Source organism: Agrobacterium vitis, from assembly GCF_013426735.1.
In the GTDB taxonomy this organism is placed as follows: domain Bacteria; phylum Pseudomonadota; class Alphaproteobacteria; order Rhizobiales; family Rhizobiaceae; genus Allorhizobium; species Allorhizobium vitis_D.
In genome coordinates, this window is record NZ_AP023272.1 from 1,005,212 (window position 1) to 1,026,270 (window position 21,059).

The window sequence follows — 21,059 nt, forward strand, 5'->3', positions numbered from 1 at the left end:
AAACAGGGGAAAATGGGCCTATGGCTGAAGATCTCACCACACAGATCGAGCTTGTCCAGCCGGTTCTGTCCGTGCGTAATCTGACCACCTCGTTTCGGATCGGCGACCAGTGGTCTTCCGTGGTGCGCAACATGAGCTTCGATGTCGCGCCGCGTGAGACCGTCGCCATTGTCGGCGAATCCGGTTCGGGCAAGAGTGTGACATCCCTGTCGATCATGCAATTACTGCCGAAGAATTTCAGCCGGATCGAGGGCAGCATCAAGCTGAACGGTCGCGAATTGCTGACGCTTGCGCCGGAAGAGATGCGCCGGGTGCGCGGCAACGATATTTCGATGATCTTCCAGGAGCCGATGACCAGCCTCAACCCGATCTTCCCGATCGGTAAGCAGATCGCCGAGGCCATTCTATGCCACCGCGATATTTCCAGAGCAGAGGCGAAATCCGAAGTGATCCGGCTGTTGGAAAAGGTCCGTATTCCCAATGCCAAAAGTCGGTTCGATGAATTCCCTCACCAGTTTTCCGGTGGCATGCGCCAGCGCGTGATGATCGCCATGGCACTGGCCACCCGCCCGAAACTGCTGATTGCCGACGAGCCGACCACGGCGCTGGATGTGACCATCCAGGGCCAGATCCTCGACCTTATCAAGGTCCTGCAGGAAGAAGAGGGCATGTCGGTGCTGTTCATCACCCATGACATGGGAGTTGTGGCAGAGGTGTCTGACCGCACCATCGTGATGTTCCGGGGAGAAATGGTCGAAGGCGGCACGACGGATAATATTTTCAACCGCGGCCAGCATCCCTATACGCGGGCATTGTTGTCGGCGGTGCCGAAACTCGGTTCGATGAATGGCCATGCCTTGCCGATGCGGTTTCCGGTGATCGACATCAAGACGGGTGACACCCTGGTCGAGGAGGCGGAAGTCGGCGCCCTCGACATGGTGCCGCGCCCGATCCTCGAAGTGAAAAACCTGACGACACGCTTTGCTATCCGTTCCGGCCTGCTTGGGCGTAAATCTGGCGCCGTGCATGCGGTGGAAAATGTCAGCTTCGATCTCAGGCCCGGCGAGACCCTGTCGCTTGTCGGTGAATCCGGTTGCGGCAAGTCGACCACGGGCCGCTCGATCACCCGGTTGATCGAGCCGAGCAGCGGCACGATTGCGCTCGATGGTTATAATGTCATGTCTCTCGACAGTGGCACCCTGCGCAAGATGCGCCGCAGCATCCAGATGGTTTTTCAGGACCCCTTTGCCAGCCTTGATCCGCGCATGTCGGTTGGCACCGCTGTGATGGAGCCGTTTCTGGAGCATAATCTCGGCACCAAGGCACAGGCGCGCGAAAAGGCTGCCGATCTGTTGCAGCGTGTGGGCCTCAGCGCCGATATGATGCGCCGCTACCCGCATGAATTTTCCGGCGGCCAGCGCCAGCGTGTCGCCATTGCCCGCTCGCTGATGCTCGATCCGAAAGTGATCGTCGCCGACGAGGCGGTCTCGGCGCTCGACGTATCGATCAAGGCGCAGGTCTGCAATCTCCTGCTCGATCTGCAGGAAAGCTTCAATCTCGCCTATCTGTTTATTTCCCACGACATGGCGGTGGTGGAGCGGGTCAGCCACCGGGTGGCGGTAATGTATCTGGGTGAAATCGTTGAAATCGGACCGCGCCAGGCGGTGTTCGACAATCCGCAGCATCCCTATACCAAAAAGCTGATCGCCGCGGTGCCTGTACCCGATCCGGCGCGTCGCAATATCACCCGGCAAATGTCCACCGATGAAATCAAGAGCCCGGTGCGGCCTCTGGGCTATGAACCTCCGGCGCGCCATTACCGGGAGGTCTCGGCGGGACATCTGGTGCAGGAAACGGTGTAAGCGCCGCTGGTCCTTTCTCTATCGACCCTTGCGCTCGTCGCGGGGACTTTCCATATGCCGCTCGCGGCGGAGCGTTTTTCGGGTTCCGCATCGACCTTTGAGGAGCGGCAATGGATCAGAGAGTGGGCGGTGAAGCGGAGCAGACGGAGGCCCTGCCGCTTTCGCAGATCCTGTTTCGGATTGCTGAGGATGAAACGCGGGCGCGGGTCTCTATTGGTGATATTTTCGAGGCGCTCGGCGACCGGGCTTTTGGCGCGTTGATCCTGATCTTCGCGCTTCCCAATATCGTGCCGACGCCGCCTGGCACGTCGGCCATAACAGGCGCACCGCTGGTCTTTCTGGCGGCACAGTTGATGCTGGGCTGGCAGCCCTGGCTGCCGGGCTGGATCACCAAACGCTCGCTGGCGCGGGCCGATTTTTCCGCCATCGCCACCCGGATCGCGCCATGGCTTGCGCGCGGAGAACGGCTGCTGAAGCCGCGCTTTGGCTTGCTGGTACGGGGTCCAGCGGAAAACCTTTTGGGGATCATGGCCTTCATTCTGGCCATCATTCTCGCATTGCCCATTCCGCTCGGCAATATCCTGCCGGCCATTGCCCTGTCGCTGTTTGCCTTCGCGCTTCTGGAGAAGGACGGGCTTTACGCTCTCGCGGGCAGTATGGTGTTTCTTCTGTCGATTGTGGTCGTCGCGGGCGTTATCGTGGCGCTCGGCAAGGCGGCCTTATTGCTGTTCAGCATATCCTTTGGCTAAGCCGAATTGCTTTGTATTGAGCCTTGCGCTGCCGGAATGGCCGTAACGTTTACCGGGGCGTGTCTCGCCATTCGTTTACGGCTTTTGGGTTGCTAATCGACCATATGGCAAGTTTCGCGACAGCTTCGCTTCCTATCTTTCCCCATGATCGCCGGTCGAGCGTATGTCGACTAAACGCTTTGTTGCTGACCTGCGTCGGCAATTACCACAATGGGGATTTGCCGTGGCAACGTCTAATAAGACAACGACTGTAAGCAGTCTTGATGGTTTGACTGGAACGAGTGCAACGGACATTATTCTCCTGACCGATCAGGTTTCGGGTGCTAACCTTGATCTTGGCGGTGGCAACGACAAGCTGATCCTTGGCAATTTCGACAATGATGTGACATTGTCCAATGTCGAATCCGTTTTGGGCGGCACCGGTGCGGATTCGATTTTCTACGATACCAAGGCTACCTCAGGTTACATCGACTTGGGCGCCGGCATCGACAGCCTGACCTTTTCGGACCTTGGCGTCACCGCAACCATCCTCAATGTGGAAACGATCGTCGCTGGCCAGGGCAATGATTATTTGACGATGAGCGCCCAGGCGCTCGGGACCTATATCGATCTCGGAACCGGTTCGGACCGGGTGATCCTCGGCAAATTCGATAATTCGCTCACCCTGATCGATGTTGAGACGGTTACCGGCAGTACCAAGTCCGATATCGTGATTATGGAGAATAAAAGCGGCGACCAGACGCGCCGCGTGGATCTCGGTTCCGGCAACGACTCTGTTAGTCTCGGCGATGGCGGCGGCACGGTCTATGTCTCCAATACCGAAACAATCGTGGCTGGCAGCGGCGACGACCGCATTCAGCTGAACAGCAAGGCTTCCAATTTCAGTATCGATGCCGGTGAAGGCGATGATACTGTCGTTCTCAGCAATTATACCAATAAGCTGACAATCTCAGGTGCCGAAAGCATCGTCGGATCGAGCGGAAGCGATCACGTCACGATCGGGAGTGCGTTCACTGGCGGATATGTTTCTTTGAATGGCGGCAATGATACGCTCGTTCTGGGAAATTACACCAATTCCGTCAGTGTCTACGGTGTCGAGACCATTTATGGTGGCTCGGGCAGCGATTTTATCTACATGCAGGAGGCCAAGTCCGGCGGCTTGATCGATCTCGGAGCCGGCGAAGATACACTGGTCTTCAATGAGGATGGCGGCACTGTCACCTTGAAAAATGTCGAGAATATCATCGGCAGTGAAACCAAAGACTATATTATTTTCAAAACGCAGATAACCGGCGGCCTGATCGATCTGGACGACGATGGCGACCGCGTAACCCTGGGCAAGTACAACAACAATGTCACGTTCGCCAATGTCGAAACCATCACTGGCGACAGTTCCAGCGACATCATTACGCTGACCACCGAACTGACCAAGGGCACGATCAATCTCAGCACTGGCATGGACTCGCTGACGCTGGCCGATGGTTCCAACACCATCAACATTTCCGGTGTCGAAACCCTGATCGGCGGCGATGGTGAAGACACGATCAGCTTTTCGGTCGCCTCGACGGGTGGCGAAATCGATCTCAAGGGCGGCGATGATACATTGACGCTTACCGGCTCTGGACGAACCTTGACCATTTCCAACGTCGAGACAATTCTGGGCAGTTCCGCCAGCGAGCAGATCCTCTACAAGACCCTGTTGACCGGCAATCTGATCTCGCTCGGCTCCGGCTCCGACAAGCTCACGATGGGTGATTTTGATAATACCGTTTCCATCGCCGGGATTGAAACCATCGTCGGCGGCATCAAGACCGATGAAGTGTATATCACCAGCGCCATTACCGGCTCGCTGATCGATCTGGGTACCGGCATCGATACGGTGACCATCATGAAAGGTGGCACGATCACGGCCCGCAATATCGAGTCCATCATCGGCGATGACGGCATCGACGTCGTCAAGTTTGATCGCGCCGCACAGGACGTCTATCTCGACCTCGGTGCTGGCAATGACAGCGTCACCTTCGGCAATTTCAACAATACCGCGATGATTTTGAACGTCGAGACCATCAATGCCGGCACGTCCAGCGACGTCATCACGCTCGGGACCGACATTTCTGCCGGTACGATTGACCTCGGCAAGGGTCTCGATCAGCTGACGCTGAGTGACGAGGGCGGCACCCTGACGGCGGCCAATATCGAAACGATCTTCGGCGGTGCGGCGGACGACGTCGTGACGGTTTCAGGAACCGTGACCATTGGCACGATCGACCTCAAAGCGGGTGACGATACGTTGACCATCGGTGGCAGCGCGACCGTGACCGTGCAGAATGTCGAAACGCTGGTCGGCGGAGCCGGAACCCAGAAAATCATCCTTGCCAGTGGGTTCAAGGGCAGTATCGATCTCGCTGACGGTGTCGATACCATCATCATGGCCGATGTCGACGACGCCGACACGACTGCCACGAAGAACCTCATCACGGTTTCCAATGTCGAAACCATCACCGGCGGTTCCGGTTCGGATACGGTCGTCATCGGCACGGTCGGCGGCGCGACCATGATCGATCTGGGCGATGGCATCGATACCTTGAAATTCCAGGATAATGGTGGATCGGTCACGGCTGCCAATGTGGAGACGATCATCGGCGGGACCGGCGATGAAGTCATCCGGTTCAACGCGACGGTCACCGGCGTCAATATCGACCTCGGCGATGGCAATGACACCGTCATCTTCGGCAATTATGCCAATACGGCGATACTTGCCAATGTGGAAAGCATCTCGGGAGGCACCGGCAGCGACGACATCACGCTGGCCTCCGGCACGACTGGCATGAGCCTCAATCTCGGCAACGGCCTCGACAGCCTGACACTGGCGGCTGAAGGCGGTACGCTGACGGTCTCCAGCATCGAAACGATTATCGGGTCCAAAGTCGACGACATCATTTCCCTTTCCGCCTATATGACTGGTGGGGAGATTTCGCTTGGCGCTGGCAATGACCAGTTCATCATTGGCGATGTCGGCGGCACGGCAACAGTCTCCGGCGTCGAAACGGTGACGGGCGGGGTAGCCGCCGACGTTATAACGCTTGCCAAAGACGCATCGGGCTATATCAATCTGGGCGCAGGTCAGGATGGTGTGATCTTCTCGGCATCCGGCAACACGGTGACGCTATCGGGCGTCGAAACTGTGACCGGGGGTGCGGGAGATGATACGGTCGAGTTTTCCGACGCGATAACGGCAACCACGATCAAGCTTGGAGCCGGCAACGATGTTCTGCAAATGTCGGAACTGGGTGGCACCGTCACCGTTACCGGCGCGGAAGCCATCCTTGGCGATGTCGGCAGCGACGTCATCACCATTGGTGAACAGATTACGGATGGCTTTATCAATCTCAATGCTGGCAGTGACCGCCTGATCCTGTCTTCCGCCAACAATACGGTGACGGTGGAAAATATCGAAACGGTGACTGGCGGCTCGATGATCGATGACATCACCTTGTCTGGCGTCTATACCGGCGGCACTCTGGATCTGGGCAGCGGCAATGACCTGCTGACGTTCGGCGAATCCGGAACCGTGACGATCGCCAATGTCGAAACGGTGGTCGGGTCAACCGGCGACGATGTCCTGACTGTCAGCGGTTCGATCGGCGGGGCAACTCTTGATCTGGGGGATGGCCAGGATACCCTGAGCTGGAGCGCGGGCCTGACGGCAACGGTTTCCAACGTTGAGACGGTCAATGGCGGCTCCAATGCCGACATCATCACGCTGGCCACGCAATGGACCGGTGGATTTATCGATCTGGGCGATGGTTCCGACAAGCTGACGCTGGCCGACACAACCAATACGGTGACGGTGGCGAATGCGGAAACCATCATCGGTCAGTCCCTGGCGGACTATATCGCCATCAACAGCAGCACCTATAGCGGCTATATTTCGCTGGGCGGCGGCACGGACGAAGTAAAGCTGGCGTCCTCGACAAGCACGGTAACAATCGTCGGTGTGGAGACGGTCACGGGTGGATCCGGCGACGACAAGGTGACATTGGGTGCTCAGGTGTCGGGCATCGAACTCAACCTGGCCGACGGCAACGACGTGGTCACGCTCGGCAATTATTCCAATATGATCAGCCTCTATAATGTCGAATCCGTCACCGGCGGCAGCAATACCGATGTGGTCTATATCAGGGACACGGAAATCTCCAACGGCCAGTATTTCTTGGGTACAGGCGCGGATTACCTGAACTTTGAGAAAGCCGCGACCGCGACCGTTTCCAGTGTCGAAACCCTGGTCGGTTCTGCCTATGACGATACGATCACCATTTCCGGCCAGTATACCGGCGTGACGATTGATCTGAGCGCGGGCTCGGACACGTTGACGCTCGGTTCCGCCTCGACGCTGACCACGGCCAATATCGAGTATATCACCGGCAGCACGGGGGCCGATTTGATCGTGCTGTCGGGCAGCACCAATACGACGGTGGACCTGGGGTCTGGCAATGACACGATCTATATGAGCAGCGGCTCCGATACGGTAACGGGTGGGGCCGGTTCCGACCTCTTCACCTTCACCTCCACGGACAAATCGAGCACGTCGAGCCCGGACAAGATCACCGACTTCGTCAACGGTGAAGACAAGCTGGTGTTCAACGGTCTGCTGCAGGGCACCTTCACTTATCTGGGGGCAGAGAAATTTTCGGTGACAGACCATACCCAGGCCTATTTCGTCAATGATACCGCAACACTCTATATCGACTTCGATGGTGACGCGGTGGCAGATATGCAGATGACCTTGTCCGGCAAGACCGCCGACAACATGTCGGCCAGCGACTTCCGCTGGAACTCATAAGGCAGTGCTCCCGGCCCTGGGTTTCTTGACCTGGGCCGGGCAACTGTCTGTGTACGAGCACTGCACGGCATCGAAAACCGGTTCCCTGTTTTCGGTTCGGTGTTGTATCGTGGCATTTCCACGAATCGGAGACCTGCAATGATTGAAGTTCCGGTGTCCTGGGGTGAGCTGATCGACAAGATCACCATTCTCCAGATCAAGGCAGAGCGGATCACGGATGAGGCCAAGCGCACCAATGTCGAGCGCGAGTTGTCCCTGCTCAATGAACGGCTGAAGCCGGTGGCCGGTCATCAGGGTGTCATCGCCATCAGCCGTGATCTTCTTGCTGTCAATACGGCGCTCTGGGAGATTGAGGACGATATTCGCGATTGCGAGCGCGACGGTGATTTCGGTCCGCGTTTCGTGTCTCTCGCTCGTTCGGTCTATGTCACCAATGACCGGCGCGCCGAGTTGAAGCGGCAGATCAACATTGAACTTGGCTCTGACATCATCGAGGAAAAGTCCTACAAGCCCTATGCTGCGGCCTGATTGATGGTGGCATGGGTCTTTGATTCATGTTTGGGACTCTTTGACCTTTAGGCGAGGATGCATGAGCATGTTTTCGCCTTGATATGAAATGGCCGACGCGCCGATTTTGGGTAAACAGGGCCATGATGGTTCGGTGTTCCTGGCCTTGGATCTGGCCCATGGATGAAAGAAGAGCGCGTTATGACGACGCATGAGGTTTCGCAGTGCCGTTCGCTGTTGGCGCAGGGGCGCGTGGCTGAGGCCTTGCAGGGCTTGACGGCGCTTTTCGAGGCCCATCCAGATCATGCCGAGACCGCTCATTACTATGCGCTCGCCCTTCATCTTTCCGGCCGTTCTCGTGAGGCCATTCCCGCTTTCGAACATGCTTTGCAACTTGCGCCGGACCAGTCCGGCCTGCTGCAAAATATGGTTCTTCCGTTGGTTGCAGTGGGTGACCACCAGCGCGCCATCGATATCGGCGCTCGCGCTGTGACGCTTGACGGTAAAGCCGTTGGCGCATGGTCCAATCTGGTTCTGGCCCTGACATCGGCAAAACGATGGGATGAAGCCCTGAATGCGGCTCGGCAGGGTCTGGCGCTTGACAACAATGAGCCGTCTCTGCTGGCTCAGATGGGTGTCATCCTGCTGGAGCTTGGCGACAGTGCGGGAGCCGAAATCCATTTGCGCCGGGCGCTGGAGCTGAAGCCGGATGCCGAAGCTTTCTATAATCTCGGCGTACTGCTGCATGGATTGCAACGCGATCCCGAGGCCTGTGACAGCTATACAAAGGCGCTGACGCTTGATCCCTCGCATCGACGCGCCGCCAATAATCTGGCGGCAAGCCTGCGCATTCTGGGCAATTTGAAGGGCGCGGACCGGATTCTCAAGCAATTGATCGGCAGCGGCGATGCCCCCGTTCACCGCTTCAACCGCGCCTGCCTGCAATTGCTGGACGGCCAGTGGAGCGAGGCCTGGGCCGATTACGAGTTGCGCGATCAGGCCACCGGGAGTTCCACCTCGCCCTTGCTGATGCAGGGGCCGCGCTGGCAGGGCGAAGCGCTGCAAGACCAGACGCTGCTGGTGTTTCATGAGCAGGGATTGGGCGACACAATCCAGTTTATCCGGTTTTTGCCGCGCATTGCGGACCGGGTCGGGCATGTGGTTTTCGTCTGCCAACCGCAACTCTACCGTCTGCTAAGCCTTTCCGAATTTTTCGCGATTCCGTCCATCACGCTCTTGCCTGATGGTGCGGATCTGCCCGCTTACGCGGCCTGGGTGCCGCTATTGTCGCTACCGGGTCTCATCAACCTCGTGCCAGAGGCGACAGGCCAGCGCGTTCCCTATCTCACACTGGAAAAACAGCTTTTCGAGCGCTGGCGCGACTGGCTTGGCGAGTTTTCTCCAAGCCAGGGGCAAGAGCAGGCGACGAAACGGTTTCGCATCGGTCTGTCCTGGCAGGGCAATCCAAAGGCCTATGGTGAGCCGGGCCGCTCACTGCCGCTGGAACTCTTCCAGCCGCTTGCCGAATTCTCAGATGAAATTGACATCATTTCCCTGCAAAAGGGGGTAGGAGCCGATCAGCAAGCGCCGGAGGGATTGGCGCTGCACCCCGCTCCGGGTCTGGATGACGGTCCCGATGCCTTTGTCGATACCGCAGCTTTGATGGCGTCGCTGGATCTGGTCATCACCTCAGATACGGCCCTTGCCCATCTTGCGGGCGCATTGGGCAGGCCGGTCTGGCTGTTGCTGAAGAAAGCCCCGGACTGGCGCTGGGGCATGGATGGCATTCTGACCGACTGGTACCCGACCATGCGGCTGTTTCGCCAGATGGAGGCGGGGCAATGGCAACCGGTTCTTCAGGACGTGGCGCATGAGTTGAAAGTGCTGCTGTTTGCTGGCCGCGCCACGGATGATGCGCCGGCTGAGGCCGCTGACGGATTGAACGAGGCGATCAAGCGCCATCAGGGCCGCGATTATGGCCGGGCCGTGCAGCTTTACCGGCATGTGCTGACGCAGGATTTTCAAAGAGAGCGGGTGCTCAATCTGCTTGGCATGGCGTGCCTGGAAGCAGGGGAACGCTCATCGGTGGCAGGGCGGCAGGCCATTCCCTTTTGCGCCCGCGCGGTGGCGATCCGCCCCTCGCTTGGCGATCACTGGAGCAATTTCGCCATTGCGCTCGATGCTGCGGGGCTTGTGACCGATGGGATGCGGGCGCTGCGCCACGGGCTGCTCTACGATACCGGTCACGCAGCGTGCCTTTTGGCGCTGGCCCGGCGCGAAACCGCATTGGGCGAAGCCGAAACTGCCTTGCGTCGTGCAGGCGAGGTGCTGAAGGCCCAGCCGCGCTCAGGCCATGCCCTGTCGGTTTATGCGGCGGCGGCGCTGGCGCTTGGCCGGTTCAACGTGGCGGAGGAGGCTCTGCGACGCGCCTGCCGGATCGAGCCGGAACTGGCCTCGCATCACGTACAACTGGGTGCGGTTCTGCTGAAAGCCAAGCAGCCGCAGGCAGCCGCCCGCGCCTGGGAAAAGGCTTTGACGCTTGACCCCGCCAATGCCGATGCCTGGAGCAATCTGGGTGTGGCGGAGCGCAACCACGGCTATGCCGATCTGGCCTGCTGGATCCAGAGACAGGGCGCGATTGCCAAGCCCGGCCATGCCGAATCCTGGAGCAATCTTGGCATCAGCCTGATGGATACCGGCCGCGAGGACGAGGCGATACTGGCTTTTGGCAAGGCGATCGAGGCCCGTCCCGGCTATGCCGATGCGGAAATGGCGCTGGGCATGTGTTTGCTGAACGAGGGCGATTATGCCCGTGGCCTGCCGCTTTACGAGCGTCGCTTCCTGGTGGAAATCCTCGGCATAGACCGCACCCGCGTCCGGCTACCGGTCTGGCAGGGGGAGGATCTGGCGGGCAAGTCCATTCTGGTTCTCGCCGAACAGGGCTTTGGCGATGCTTTCCAGTTCGTCCGCTATGTGGCGCTGTTGAAGGAAAAAGGCGCGGCCAAGGTGATGATTGGCTGCCGTCGCAAGATTGCCACGCTGCTGCAAACCGTGCCGGGAGTGGATGGCGTTGTCTGCGAAAGCGATCCTGTCCCGCCGCTCGATTACCACGTATTCATGATGAGCTTGCCGCTGCTTTGCGGCACAGTCGTCGAGACGATCCCGGCTTTTCCCGCCTATCTGTTTGCCGATCCGCTTCGCGTGCGACGTTGGGCAGGCTGGCTTGCGGCAAAGCCGGGCTTGCGGGTTGGCCTTGTCTGGCAGGGCAATCCTGATCCGCAGGTCGATAAGGGCCGCAGCTTTCCCTTGCAGGTGTTGGCGCCGCTTGCCGCCATTGACGGTGTGCGCCTGATCGCCTTGCAAAAGGGGACGGGCGAAGAACAGCTGGATATGGTGGATTTTGCTGTCGAGCGCCCCCCAGAGGATTTCGACAGCGGGGCCGATGCCTTTGCCGATACGGCAGCGATGATCATGAATCTCGATCTCGTCATCACCTCCGATACCGCTGTTGCGCATCTGGCTGGCGCGCTTGGCCGCCCGACCTGGGTGATCCTCAAATCCCATGCCGAGTGGCGCTGGCTGCGCGGTCGTAGCGATAGCCCCTGGTATCCGACAAGCCGCGTGTTTCGCCGGGTGGCCGATGAGGTCGAAGCGGAACCCTTTGCCGGTGTCGTCTCTCGCGTAGCCGAGGCGCTTGGCAGGCTGGTCGAGGGTGACAGGGCGCAACTGTTTGAAGCCGCCGAGCCTGTGGTTGCCGTTCCGGCCCAGCCGGGTCCGCAGCAACGATTGGCCGCCGCCATCCGCACCCATATGGCCGGAAATGTCACTGCCGCCGAGGCGACCTATGCGGCGCTGCTGCATGAGGACGAAACACGGGCCGAGGCGCTGCATATGCTGGGCGGGCTGGCGGTAGAGCGCCTGCATTATCATCGCGGCTATGTCCTGCTGCGGGGGGCGGCGGCACTTGGCCTTGCAACGCCGACCTTCCAGACCAATTATGCCATAGCCCTTCGCCACGTCGGCAAGCAGGATGAGGCCGAGGCCTGCCTGCGCCAAAGCCTGGAGACCAGCCCCAGCGCCGAAGCCTATATGACCCTCGGCAATCTTTTGCGCGACACGGACCGCTATGGGCAGGCGCTGGAGGCTTACCGCGCCTCCATCCAGCTTCGCCCGGATCTGTCCAAGGCCCATCGCGGGCTTGGCAATGCATTGCGCGAAATGGGCCGGGTTGAGGAGGCAATCGCCAGTCTGGATCGGGCACTGGATCTCCTGCCTGGTGATGTCGAAACCCTGATCGACCGGGCGCATGCGCATCTGATGGCGGGCAATCTGCCGCAGGGTTTTCGCGATTATGAGACGCGCTGGCAGGGTGCCGAAATGGTGGCGCGCTCGCTGCCCATGCCGCGCTGGACTGGCGAGGCCCTGCCGGACAAGGTACTGCTGATCCACGGCGAACAGGGGTTGGGCGACCAGATCCAGTTTGCCCGTTTCGTGCGCCAAGCCGCTCTCAAGGTCGGTCATGTCATTCTGGAATTGCGTGAACCGCTGATCGGCCTGTTTTCAACGCTGGTGGTGGAAAGGCACAACATTACTCTGCGCCGCCAGGGTGTCGATGCCATTGACGATGCCGATGTCGAGGCACCGATCATGAGCCTGCCGCTGATTTTTGCAACCACGCTGGAAACTTTGCCTGGTCCTGCCAATTTCCGGCCCGATCCTCGCCGGGTGGCAGACTGGGAAGCGCGGTTTGCGCATCGTGACGCTTTGCGGGTCGGGCTGGTCTGGCAGGGCAATCCGGTCGCCCGCGCCGACAAGGGCCGCTCGCCGCCTCTGAAAGAGCTGGAGCCGCTGTTTGCTGTCGAGGGCGCGCATTTCATCAGCCTGCAATTCAAGGACGGGCTGGAACAGATGGCAGGTCTGGACTTTGCCAAGGCCATGCAGGCACCGGGGGCGGAGCTTGGCGATTTCGGCGAGACGGCGGCAGCGATTGCTGCGCTTGATCTGGTGATTTCCTCCTGCACCTCCACGCTGCATCTGGCAGCATCGCTGGGCGTGCCGTGTTTTGCGCTGCTGAAATACGGTGCGGATTGGCGCTGGATGACCGGTCGAGACGATAGCCCCTGGTATCCGGGCCTGAAACTGTTTCGCCAACCGCAACCAGGCGATTGGGCAAGTGTGGCCAAGGCGGTGACTGACGACCTCAAGCGGCTGGTGGAGCGTAAGCCATGACGAACCAAACTGCGTCGGGCGAAAAGCTGATCCAGGCCTTTCAGCTGCACAAGGCCGGCATGCTGGACGAGGCGATTGCCCATTACCGTGCCATTATCGAGGAAGAACCTGACCAGGTCGATGCGCTCAGACTGCTGGCCTCAGCGGAGCGCTCGCGTGGCGATCTGGCGCAATCACTGTCGCTTTATGCCAGGGCGCTCAGACTTGCGCCTGAGGAAAGCGATATCTGGTACAATCTCGGCAATGCGCTTGGTGAGGCCGGGCGCAAGCCGGATGCACTGGAAGCTTATCAACGCGCCGCGCAATTGGCACCTGACAATGCCGCCTGTCACGCCAATATCGGCGTAACGCATGCCGATCTCGATGATTATCCGGCAGCGATTACCGCTTATCGGCAAGCGCTGGCACTCGATCCGCAAAACCGCATAGCGCTCCACAATCTCGGCAATGCGCTGTCCGAATTGGGCGAGGCGGAAGCGGCGATGGCGCTGCTGTCCAAGGCGCTGGAAATCTATCCCACCTCGGCCGAGGCTCATTACAACCTTGGCCTCAACCTGCTGCGGCTTTTCGATTATACCACTGGTTTTGCCGAGTATGAATGGCGCTGGCAGGCCGAAGGCTTTCCGGGAGAGGCACGTCATACTGAGATCGCCGATTGGAACGGGCGACCGTTTCAAGGCAAACGCCTGCTGGTCCATGCGGAACAGGGACTTGGCGACACGATCCAGTTCGTCAAGCTGTTACCCCTGGTCAAATCGCTTGGCGGCGAGGTGATCCTGCAAGTGCCAAACAAGCTGGTCGGGCTTCTGGCGGATGTTCCAGGTGCTGATCGGGTACAGGCAGAGAACCCGCCAGCAGGGACCATCGATTTTCAGGTGCCGTTGCTTGGTCTGCCGCATCGGCTGAAATTGACGCTGGGCAGCGTGCCGAAAGCCCGTGCCTATTTGCAGCCACAGGCGGAGCGGGTTTCGCTGTGGCGTGAACGGCTGAATTTGAAGCAAGGCGAGAAAGCCCTGGGCTTTGTCTGGCGCGGCAATCCGCTGTCACCAGCGGAAAAAGGTCGCAGCCTTGCCGGTCCCGAACAGCTGTCGCGCTTTGCGAGCCTTGGCGGTACACGGCTGATCGCCCTGCAAAAACTTGACGATGCAGCATTGGAACCCGCCGATACGCCGTCAGGTTATAAAGTGGCGGGCCTGTCCTTCACGCTGGAACACCCAGGCCCGGATTTTGATGCCGGAGCGGATGCTTTTCTCGACACGGCGGCCATCCTCACCCAGCTTTCGGCCTTCATTTCGGTCTGCACCGCGCCGTTGCATCTGGCCGGTAGCCTTGGCGTACCGACCATCGGCCTTTTGAAGAAAGTGCCGGACTGGCGTTGGGGTTCTGAGGGCGCCACCACGCCCTGGTATCCGTCCTTGCAGCTTTGCCGCCAAACCGAGGCGGGGGATTTTACCGCCCCGATTGCACAGGCGGTGTCGCTTGCTGACGCGATTACTGATAGGTCCTAATGATCTTTTTCATCGCATCTGCCGTGCGCGACCAGGTATAGCCAGCAAGCTTGGCTGCGCCGCGCTCGCCACGGCGGCGGGCTTCGTTGCGGTCGCGCCAGACCCGCTCCAGCATCTCTTCGATTTCATCGACGCTGCTTTCTCCCCACCCGGCCACGGAGCCGACGCCAGCGCCTTCGCCAGCAACAGGGGTCTGATGTTCCAGCGCATAGCAATTGCCGCCGTCGATCAGGTCGAGATGACCGGTATTGGCCGACAGAATTGTCGGCACGCCACAGGCCATGCATTCCATCGCCACCAGATTGGTGCCGCCTTCGGAGCGGTTGGGGAAGACCGCCACGTCCATTTCGCGCAGGATCGGTGCCATCAGCGCATTGGGGACAGAACCGAGATCAAGAAACTGATGGGCAGCGATATCGTTGGCGGCAATCCAGGCGGATTGGTCGATGGCGCCCTTGTCATTGGTGGTGATGGCGGTGGCCTTGCCGGACCGGTTGAGCGTCAGGGCAAATTGCGGCCAGGGACTGTGCCAGGCGGAAACCAAGAGGGCTTCGGGATGGCGTTTGGCAAACCTTGCGAAGGCGGCGACCACCAGATCCTGCCCCTTGCGCAATTCCAGCTTGCCGCCTGAAAACACCAGGAACCTGTCGGCCAGAACGCCTTGGCGCGGGCCGGGGTGAAACAGCGTCTGATCGATGCCTTGGATGACGGTGGTGACATTGTTGAGGCCATGGGCGCGCATGATCTCTTCGTTCCAGCTCGATCCGGCAATCACCAGCGGCAATGCTTTCGCTCTGGCTTTCGTGGCCTCCGACAGTTGCGGCAGTTCAAAGAACACCACGCCCACCGTCGGGCTGCCGGAAAGCGCCACGCCTTTGGGGCCGGGCGACATGGTAAAATCATTGCCGAGCCCGGCGAGAAGCGGGGTATTGACCGTCAGGGACTTTTCGCTCTGGGCGGCGATGCGGTTCGAAAGGTCGGCGCTGGCCCGGAAAAATCCGCCAAGTGCGCGTTGCCGCAACGGATCGACGACGATCTGGTCGGATTGCAACGGAAAGGACGTCACCGGCTCCAGCACCGGATCGTTGGACCAGTTGAGCGCCAGGTTAAGGCCATAAATGCCCCAGCCGAAAAAGCTGGATATGCCCCAATGAATGATCACGGGCCGTCTGGGCGTCTGGGTCACGGGCAGCATATCTCCAAGCCTGGCGGTTTTCAGGGCGATTCGCCCCGGTTGCAAAAGCTTAACCTGCTTTTCTGGGCGCTGGAACAGTGTGGGCCGCGTTATCAACGACGGTAAGGGAACTGTTTCTGTTTGCGACACGGATTCACGAAAATCCAGCATGGCGAAAGCTTCGGCTTCTACGGTCGGGTTGAATGGGTCCGTTCCCGGCTTGTGGGGCAGGGCGGATCCTCACGAAAAACTCGCCATGTGTGCTTTCGGCGATGGATGATGAGGTGTGTCGATGAATGCTGAAGACAGAGATCTGGCGGATGAGGGGCAGGCCAGATCCGCTCTTGCTGCATTGGCTCTTGCCACGCAAAAATTGGGCTTATCCCTCTCGGTCGAGCAATTGTGCCGCGATTACGGTGATGAGGAATGCTTTTCTCTGCCGCAACTGGCCGAAATCATTCGCGATCATGGGGTAAAGGCCAAGCCGATCCGCATGAACTGGAAGCTGTTGAGCCAGATGGAAGGCGCTGTCGCCGCCGTCATTCAGCTCAATGATGGGTCGCTCCTTGTCTTTGAAAACTTTGTCGATGATCCGCAGACGCCGCGCATGGTGTTTCGCGATCCCGCCGATTCGAAAGCCACCCGGTTTGTGATTGACGAATTGCGGCTGACGGAAAACTGGAGCGGCCATGTCCTGCTGATGAAGCGGGAGATGACCGAGGCAAGTGCGCGCGAGGAGTTTGGCTTTCACTGGCTGCTGGCCCAGGTGATGCAGGACCGCCGCATGGTGCGCGACGTGTTCATTTCGGCCATTTCGCTCGGCGTTCTGGCGCTGGTACCCTCGCTGTTCTACATGGTGGTGATCGACAAGGTCATGGTGCATCACCGTTTGTCGACGCTGACGCTGATGGCTGCGGCCATTTTGGTCGTGCTGCTGTTCGATATGTTGCTTGGCTATATGCGCCGGACTGTGACAGCCATCGTCACCGCCAAGATCGATGTGCGGCTGAACCTGATGATCTTTGACCGGCTGTCACGTCTTCCCATCGAATTCTTCGAGCAGAATGCCACCGGTGGCATCGTCCATCGGCTGGGAGAGGCCCGTCGGTTGAGGGCCTTCGTCACCGGCCAATTGTTCGGTTCGGTGCTGGATATGCTGTCGCTGTTCGTGCTCATTCCTGTCATGTTCCTGCTCAGTCCCGGTCTGACCTTCTGGGTCCTGGGCCTCGGCGCGATGATGAGCCTGATACTGTTCATCTATATGAAGCCGATCCGCCGTGCCTATGCGCAGGTGATGGGCAGCGAACACCGCCGCACCGCCATGCTGATCGAGATGATCAACGGCATTCGCACGGTGAAATCTCTGGCGCTTGAAGGCCGCAAGCGGCGCGAATGGGACCAGAAAGTCGCCGAAGCGGTCAATAATCAGACCAACCTGCTGTTTTTGGCCAATCAGCCGCAGACCTTGCTGGCCCCTCTGGAAAAGCTGATCTATGCCGGTTCTTTGCTGATTGGCGCCTATCTTGTTATCGTCAACGAGCATACGGTCATGACCGGAACGCTGGTGGCCTTTACCATGATTGCCATGCGCGCCACCCAGCCGCTGGTGCAGATGGCTGGCATGATGCAGCAGATGGAAGAGGCGCGCGGTGCATTGCGCCAGGTCGCATCCGTCATCAATGCCGAGCCGGAACCGCGCCGTGAACACGGGGTACGCCCGGAATTTTCCGGCCGGATCAGCTTCGAGGATGTGCGTTTTGCCTATGCAGGTACCGCAGTGCCGGCGCTCAACGCCATCAATTTTCACGTCAAGCCGGGCAATATCGTCGGGCTGATGGGCCGTAGCGGCTCGGGCAAGACCACGGTGACGCGGCTGTTGCAGGGCCTGCATCAAAGCTATTCCGGGCTGATCCGTCTCGATGGCGTCGAGTTGAAGGAAGTCGATCTCTATCATCTGCGCACCAATGTCGGTGTCGTGCTTCAGGAAAGCTTCCTGTTTCGCGGCACGATCCGCGACAACATCCTGATCGCCAAGCCGGATGCCTCGCCTGAGGACATGATCGAGGCGGCACAACTGGCCGGTGCTGATGAATTCATCGAACGTCTGCCGCGCGGCTATGACACGATGCTGGAAGAACATGCCAGCAATCTCTCCGGCGGTCAGAAGCAGCGGTTGGCAATTGCCCGGGCGTTGATCGTCAACCCGCCGATCCTGATCTTCGACGAGGCCACCAGCGCGCTCGATCCGGAAAGCGAAGCGATCATTCTGCGCAACCTGAAGCGCATTGCCGAAGGCCGCACCGTGTTGATGATTTCGCACCGCCTGTCCTCGCTTGTCGATTGCGACCAGATCCTGGTTCTGGATCGCGGCCAGCTGAAGGACAGCGGCACCCATCACGACCTGCTGCGCCGCTCCGGCGACTACCGCCACCTTTGGAACCAGCAGAACCGCCACCTGACGACGGGAAAAGACCATGACGAAAACCTTGACGCTGTCGCCTGACGAGCATCGTTACGCGGTCCGCACGACAGCGGAATTCCTGTCCGAAAGCGCCAGCATCCTGCATCGCACCCCGCCCAAATCGGCGCGGATGACGATTGCCACGGTGGCGGCCCTGATCACCAGCGCGATCCTGCTGTCGGTGTTCATGCCGGTCGAGCGGGTGGTGAGCGCGCGGGGTCGCGTGGCGTCCGAGGCGCCCAATACCGTGGTGCAGCCGTTGGAAACCTCGATCGTTCGGGAAATCCTGGTGCGCGAAGGCCAGGACGTGAAGGCGGGGCAATTGCTGGCCACGCTCGATCCGACCTTTTCGCGTGCCGACCAGACCACGGCCAGCCGGCAGATGGCCAGCCTTTCGGCGGAAGTCGAGCGGCTGAAGGCGGAAATCGATGGGCGTGATTACCAGCCGCGCGACGGCGATAGTTTCGGCAAATTGCAGCGGCGGTTCTTTGAAGCCCGCCGGTCGCAATATGAAGCATCGATGTCAACCTTCAAGGCCAAGATCTCCTCCCTGCAAACCACGCAGGCCCAATTGCAGCAGGAACTCACGGTCAATCGCCAGCGCCTCTCACTCAGCGAGGAAAGCGAGGCGATGAAAAGCGCGCTGGTCGAGAAGAAATATGCATCGAGAGCCGATGGCCTGAAGGCCAAGGACTGGGTGTTGGAAGTCACCGGCACGATCCGCGAAGTTGAGGGCAAGCTGGAAAGCGGTGCCCATGATATTCAATCGGTGCAATCGCAGATGGAAGATCAGGCCCAGCAATGGCGCTCCGACGCCATGGGTCAGCTTGTCAAGCAGCAGGTGGCGTTGAATGCGGCCATCGAGGAGTTGAACAAGGCCGATAAGCGTTCCGACCTGATCGAATTGAAAGCGCCGGAAGACGCAACCGTGCTTCAGATCGGCGATATTTCCATCGGTTCGGTGGCGCAGACAGCGCAGAAAATGTTCGTGCTGGTACCGAAGGCCGCCCGGCTTGAAGTGGAAACGGAAATCTCCACTCAGGATCAGGGCTTTATCAAGGTCGGCCAGCCGGTCGATATCAAGCTCGATGCCTGGCCTTTTGCCCGCTATGGCGGCTTGCGTGGCACGGTCCGGGCCGTCAGCCCCGACAGTCTGAAAGTTTCTCGCGGCGATGGCGCGGCAACGCAAGGCGCATCCGAGCGGACATTCTATATTGCCAAGATCACCATTGACGACCCGCATCTGAAAAGCAATCCGGCCGATTTCAGCCTGATTGCCGGGATGACGCTGGTGACCGATGTCGTCGTCGGTGACCAGACCGTGGCTGCCTATCTGTTTGACCGGGTTGTACCTGTTGTGAGCGAGGGAATGCGCGAACCATGAAGCAATTGCTGTCTTTTGTGCCCTTTTTTGTCCGAGGCGCGGCAATCCGGCAGGCGTATCGCCATGGCATGAAAAAGCTTGGGGCGGGCCGGATGCCGCTGGCCGCAAGCGCCCTGCGCAAGGCGGCCAAGGGCGGCCATGTCGGGGCATCCTATGAACTGGCCCGGCTTTATGAAACGGGGCGCGGGGTGATTTCCGATCTGGCTGAAGCCCGCAGGTTGGCGCGTTATGCCGCCGATGCGGGGCATGTCGGTGCCATGGCGCTGACGGCCCGGCTCTATCTGATTTCACCGCGTCAGGACATGCCGTCGTCTCCGGCGGCTTTGCGACTTTATGGCGATGTCATGCAACTGGTTTGCGAGCCCGAACTGGCCCGTGACTATGCGCTTCGCGCCCATGAGCACGGCAATGTCGATGGGTCGGCACTGGCCGGTTATCTTCTGGCGTCCGGCATTGGCGGCGAGGCCGATCCGCATACGGCGCTGATCTGCTATGAGCCAGCGGTGACAGCTGGCAATGTGCGGGCGCATCTGGGCATGGGAACGCTGCTGGCCGGGGGGCATTTGGGCGAAGTGGATTATGCCCGCGCCCTGCCTTACTTCAAATATGCGGCAGCAGCGGGCAATAGTACGGCGCGCCATTACCTCGCCATGCAATATCTGAACGGCCTTGGCACCACACCCGATGAGGAGAAGGCGCTGCGCCTGCTCAGCGCTGCTGCCGCCAAAGGCTACCGCTCCTCCATCGAGGAACTGGCGAAATATTATCTGCACGAAGCCTATCCCGAGCGGGATCGCGCCCGGGGCGTGCGCTGGCTGACGGCGCTTGGCCGCATGGGCGACCGGCGCGCCTGCCGTGACCTCGAGCGGCGTTATCGCCATGGCATCGACGTCAAGGCCAGTTCGGTGGAAGCGGTGATGTGGCTGGAAAAGGCAGCGCTGAAGGGCGATGTCGCCGCGCAGTTCCAGATGGCGGTGGTTGCCGCGACCGGTGCAGGCGAAGGTGAGGGCGATCTCAACCAGGCGCGGATCTGGTTTGAAATGGCGGCTGAAAACGGTCATGCCCTCGCCATGGTCAATCTGGGACGGTTCCGAATGAAGGGCATTGGTGGCATCGTCGATCTCGATGGCGCGCAAAATATGCTGGAACTGGCTGTCGAGGCTGGCGAAATGGCGGCCTATGCGGTGCTGGGCGAATTCCACGCCTATTACGCCGATCCCTCGGATGTCGAGGCCGCCCGCGAGATCCTGATGCACGGCGTCGAAAAAGAAGATGCCGTCTGCAAGGATATTTTGGCGCGGCTGGAAGAAAAGCTGTTGGCCAAGGTTGCCTGAAGGCCAAG

Annotated in this window: 10 protein-coding genes; 9 read left to right on the plus strand and 1 reads right to left on the minus strand. The window is 59.7% G+C overall.

What is annotated here, in order from left to right; all coding sequences use genetic code 11:
• The first annotated feature begins 20 nt into the window (after positions 1 to 20).
• From H1Y61_RS04485 to H1Y61_RS04510, 6 genes are all read left to right on the plus strand, one after another.
• Positions 21 to 1,862, plus strand: a complete 1,842-nt coding sequence (locus H1Y61_RS04485) for an ABC transporter ATP-binding protein (protein WP_180573830.1) — start codon at positions 21 to 23, stop codon at positions 1,860 to 1,862.
• A gap of 110 nt (positions 1,863 to 1,972) precedes the next feature.
• Entirely contained in the window at positions 1,973 to 2,611 is a 639-nt protein-coding gene (locus H1Y61_RS04490; protein ID WP_174111799.1) for an exopolysaccharide biosynthesis protein, read from the plus strand.
• 223 nt (positions 2,612 to 2,834) lie between these two features.
• Positions 2,835 to 7,454, plus strand: a complete 4,620-nt coding sequence (locus H1Y61_RS04495; protein ID WP_174111798.1) for a beta strand repeat-containing protein — start codon at positions 2,835 to 2,837, stop codon at positions 7,452 to 7,454.
• Positions 7,455 to 7,592: 138 nt separating this feature from the next.
• Positions 7,593 to 7,982, plus strand: coding sequence for a DUF6165 family protein (locus H1Y61_RS04500; RefSeq protein WP_087729248.1), 390 nt, complete (start codon positions 7,593 to 7,595; stop codon positions 7,980 to 7,982).
• Between the two features lie 180 nt (positions 7,983 to 8,162).
• Positions 8,163 to 13,190 (plus strand): tetratricopeptide repeat protein, encoded by a 5,028-nt coding sequence (locus tag H1Y61_RS04505; RefSeq protein WP_180573831.1) that lies wholly within the window; start codon positions 8,163 to 8,165, stop codon positions 13,188 to 13,190.
• A complete protein-coding gene (locus H1Y61_RS04510; protein WP_180573832.1) occupies positions 13,187 to 14,698 on the plus strand; it encodes a tetratricopeptide repeat protein in 1,512 nt (503 codons plus the stop codon). The genes H1Y61_RS04505 and H1Y61_RS04510 overlap by 4 nt, the downstream gene beginning before the upstream one ends.
• Here H1Y61_RS04510 and H1Y61_RS04515 read toward each other — a convergent pair.
• On the minus strand, positions 14,682 to 15,884 hold the full coding sequence (locus tag H1Y61_RS04515; RefSeq protein WP_180573833.1) for a glycosyltransferase family 4 protein: 1,203 nt from the start codon (positions 15,882 to 15,884) through the stop codon (positions 14,682 to 14,684). The two genes, H1Y61_RS04510 and H1Y61_RS04515, sit on opposite strands and share 17 nt — an antisense overlap.
• Positions 15,885 to 16,164: 280 nt before the next feature.
• Between H1Y61_RS04515 and H1Y61_RS04520 the strand changes: the two genes are divergently transcribed.
• Genes H1Y61_RS04520 through H1Y61_RS04530 form a run of 3 tightly spaced genes read left to right on the plus strand, consistent with a single transcriptional unit; the run spans position 16,165 to position 21,051 of the window.
• The gene (locus H1Y61_RS04520; protein WP_180573834.1) at positions 16,165 to 18,375 is read left to right on the plus strand and encodes a peptidase domain-containing ABC transporter; all 2,211 of its coding nucleotides are present in this window, start codon (positions 16,165 to 16,167) and stop codon (positions 18,373 to 18,375) included.
• The gene (locus H1Y61_RS04525) at positions 18,347 to 19,717 is read left to right on the plus strand and encodes an HlyD family type I secretion periplasmic adaptor subunit (RefSeq protein ID WP_156592595.1); all 1,371 of its coding nucleotides are present in this window, start codon (positions 18,347 to 18,349) and stop codon (positions 19,715 to 19,717) included. Before H1Y61_RS04520 ends, H1Y61_RS04525 begins: the two co-directional genes overlap by 29 nt.
• Entirely contained in the window at positions 19,714 to 21,051 is a 1,338-nt protein-coding gene (locus H1Y61_RS04530; RefSeq protein WP_180573835.1) for a tetratricopeptide repeat protein, read from the plus strand. Before H1Y61_RS04525 ends, H1Y61_RS04530 begins: the two co-directional genes overlap by 4 nt.
• The last annotated feature ends 8 nt before the right edge of the window (positions 21,052 to 21,059 follow it).

Bases quoted from the DNA above. Each gene is read 5' to 3' on its own strand.
- H1Y61_RS04485 (WP_180573830.1), top strand. From the start codon at position 21: ATGGCTGAAGATCTCACCACACAGATCGAGCTTGTCCAGCCGGTTCTG.
- H1Y61_RS04510 (WP_180573832.1), top strand. From the start codon at position 13,187: ATGACGAACCAAACTGCGTCGGGCGAAAAGCTGATCCAGGCCTTTCAG.
- H1Y61_RS04525 (WP_156592595.1), top strand. From the start codon at position 18,347: ATGACGAAAACCTTGACGCTGTCGCCTGACGAGCATCGTTACGCGGTC.
- H1Y61_RS04490 (WP_174111799.1), top strand. From the start codon at position 1,973: ATGGATCAGAGAGTGGGCGGTGAAGCGGAGCAGACGGAGGCCCTGCCG.
- H1Y61_RS04520 (WP_180573834.1), top strand. From the start codon at position 16,165: ATGAATGCTGAAGACAGAGATCTGGCGGATGAGGGGCAGGCCAGATCC.
- H1Y61_RS04505 (WP_180573831.1), top strand. From the start codon at position 8,163: ATGACGACGCATGAGGTTTCGCAGTGCCGTTCGCTGTTGGCGCAGGGG.
- H1Y61_RS04500 (WP_087729248.1), top strand. From the start codon at position 7,593: ATGATTGAAGTTCCGGTGTCCTGGGGTGAGCTGATCGACAAGATCACC.
- H1Y61_RS04530 (WP_180573835.1), top strand. From the start codon at position 19,714: ATGAAGCAATTGCTGTCTTTTGTGCCCTTTTTTGTCCGAGGCGCGGCA.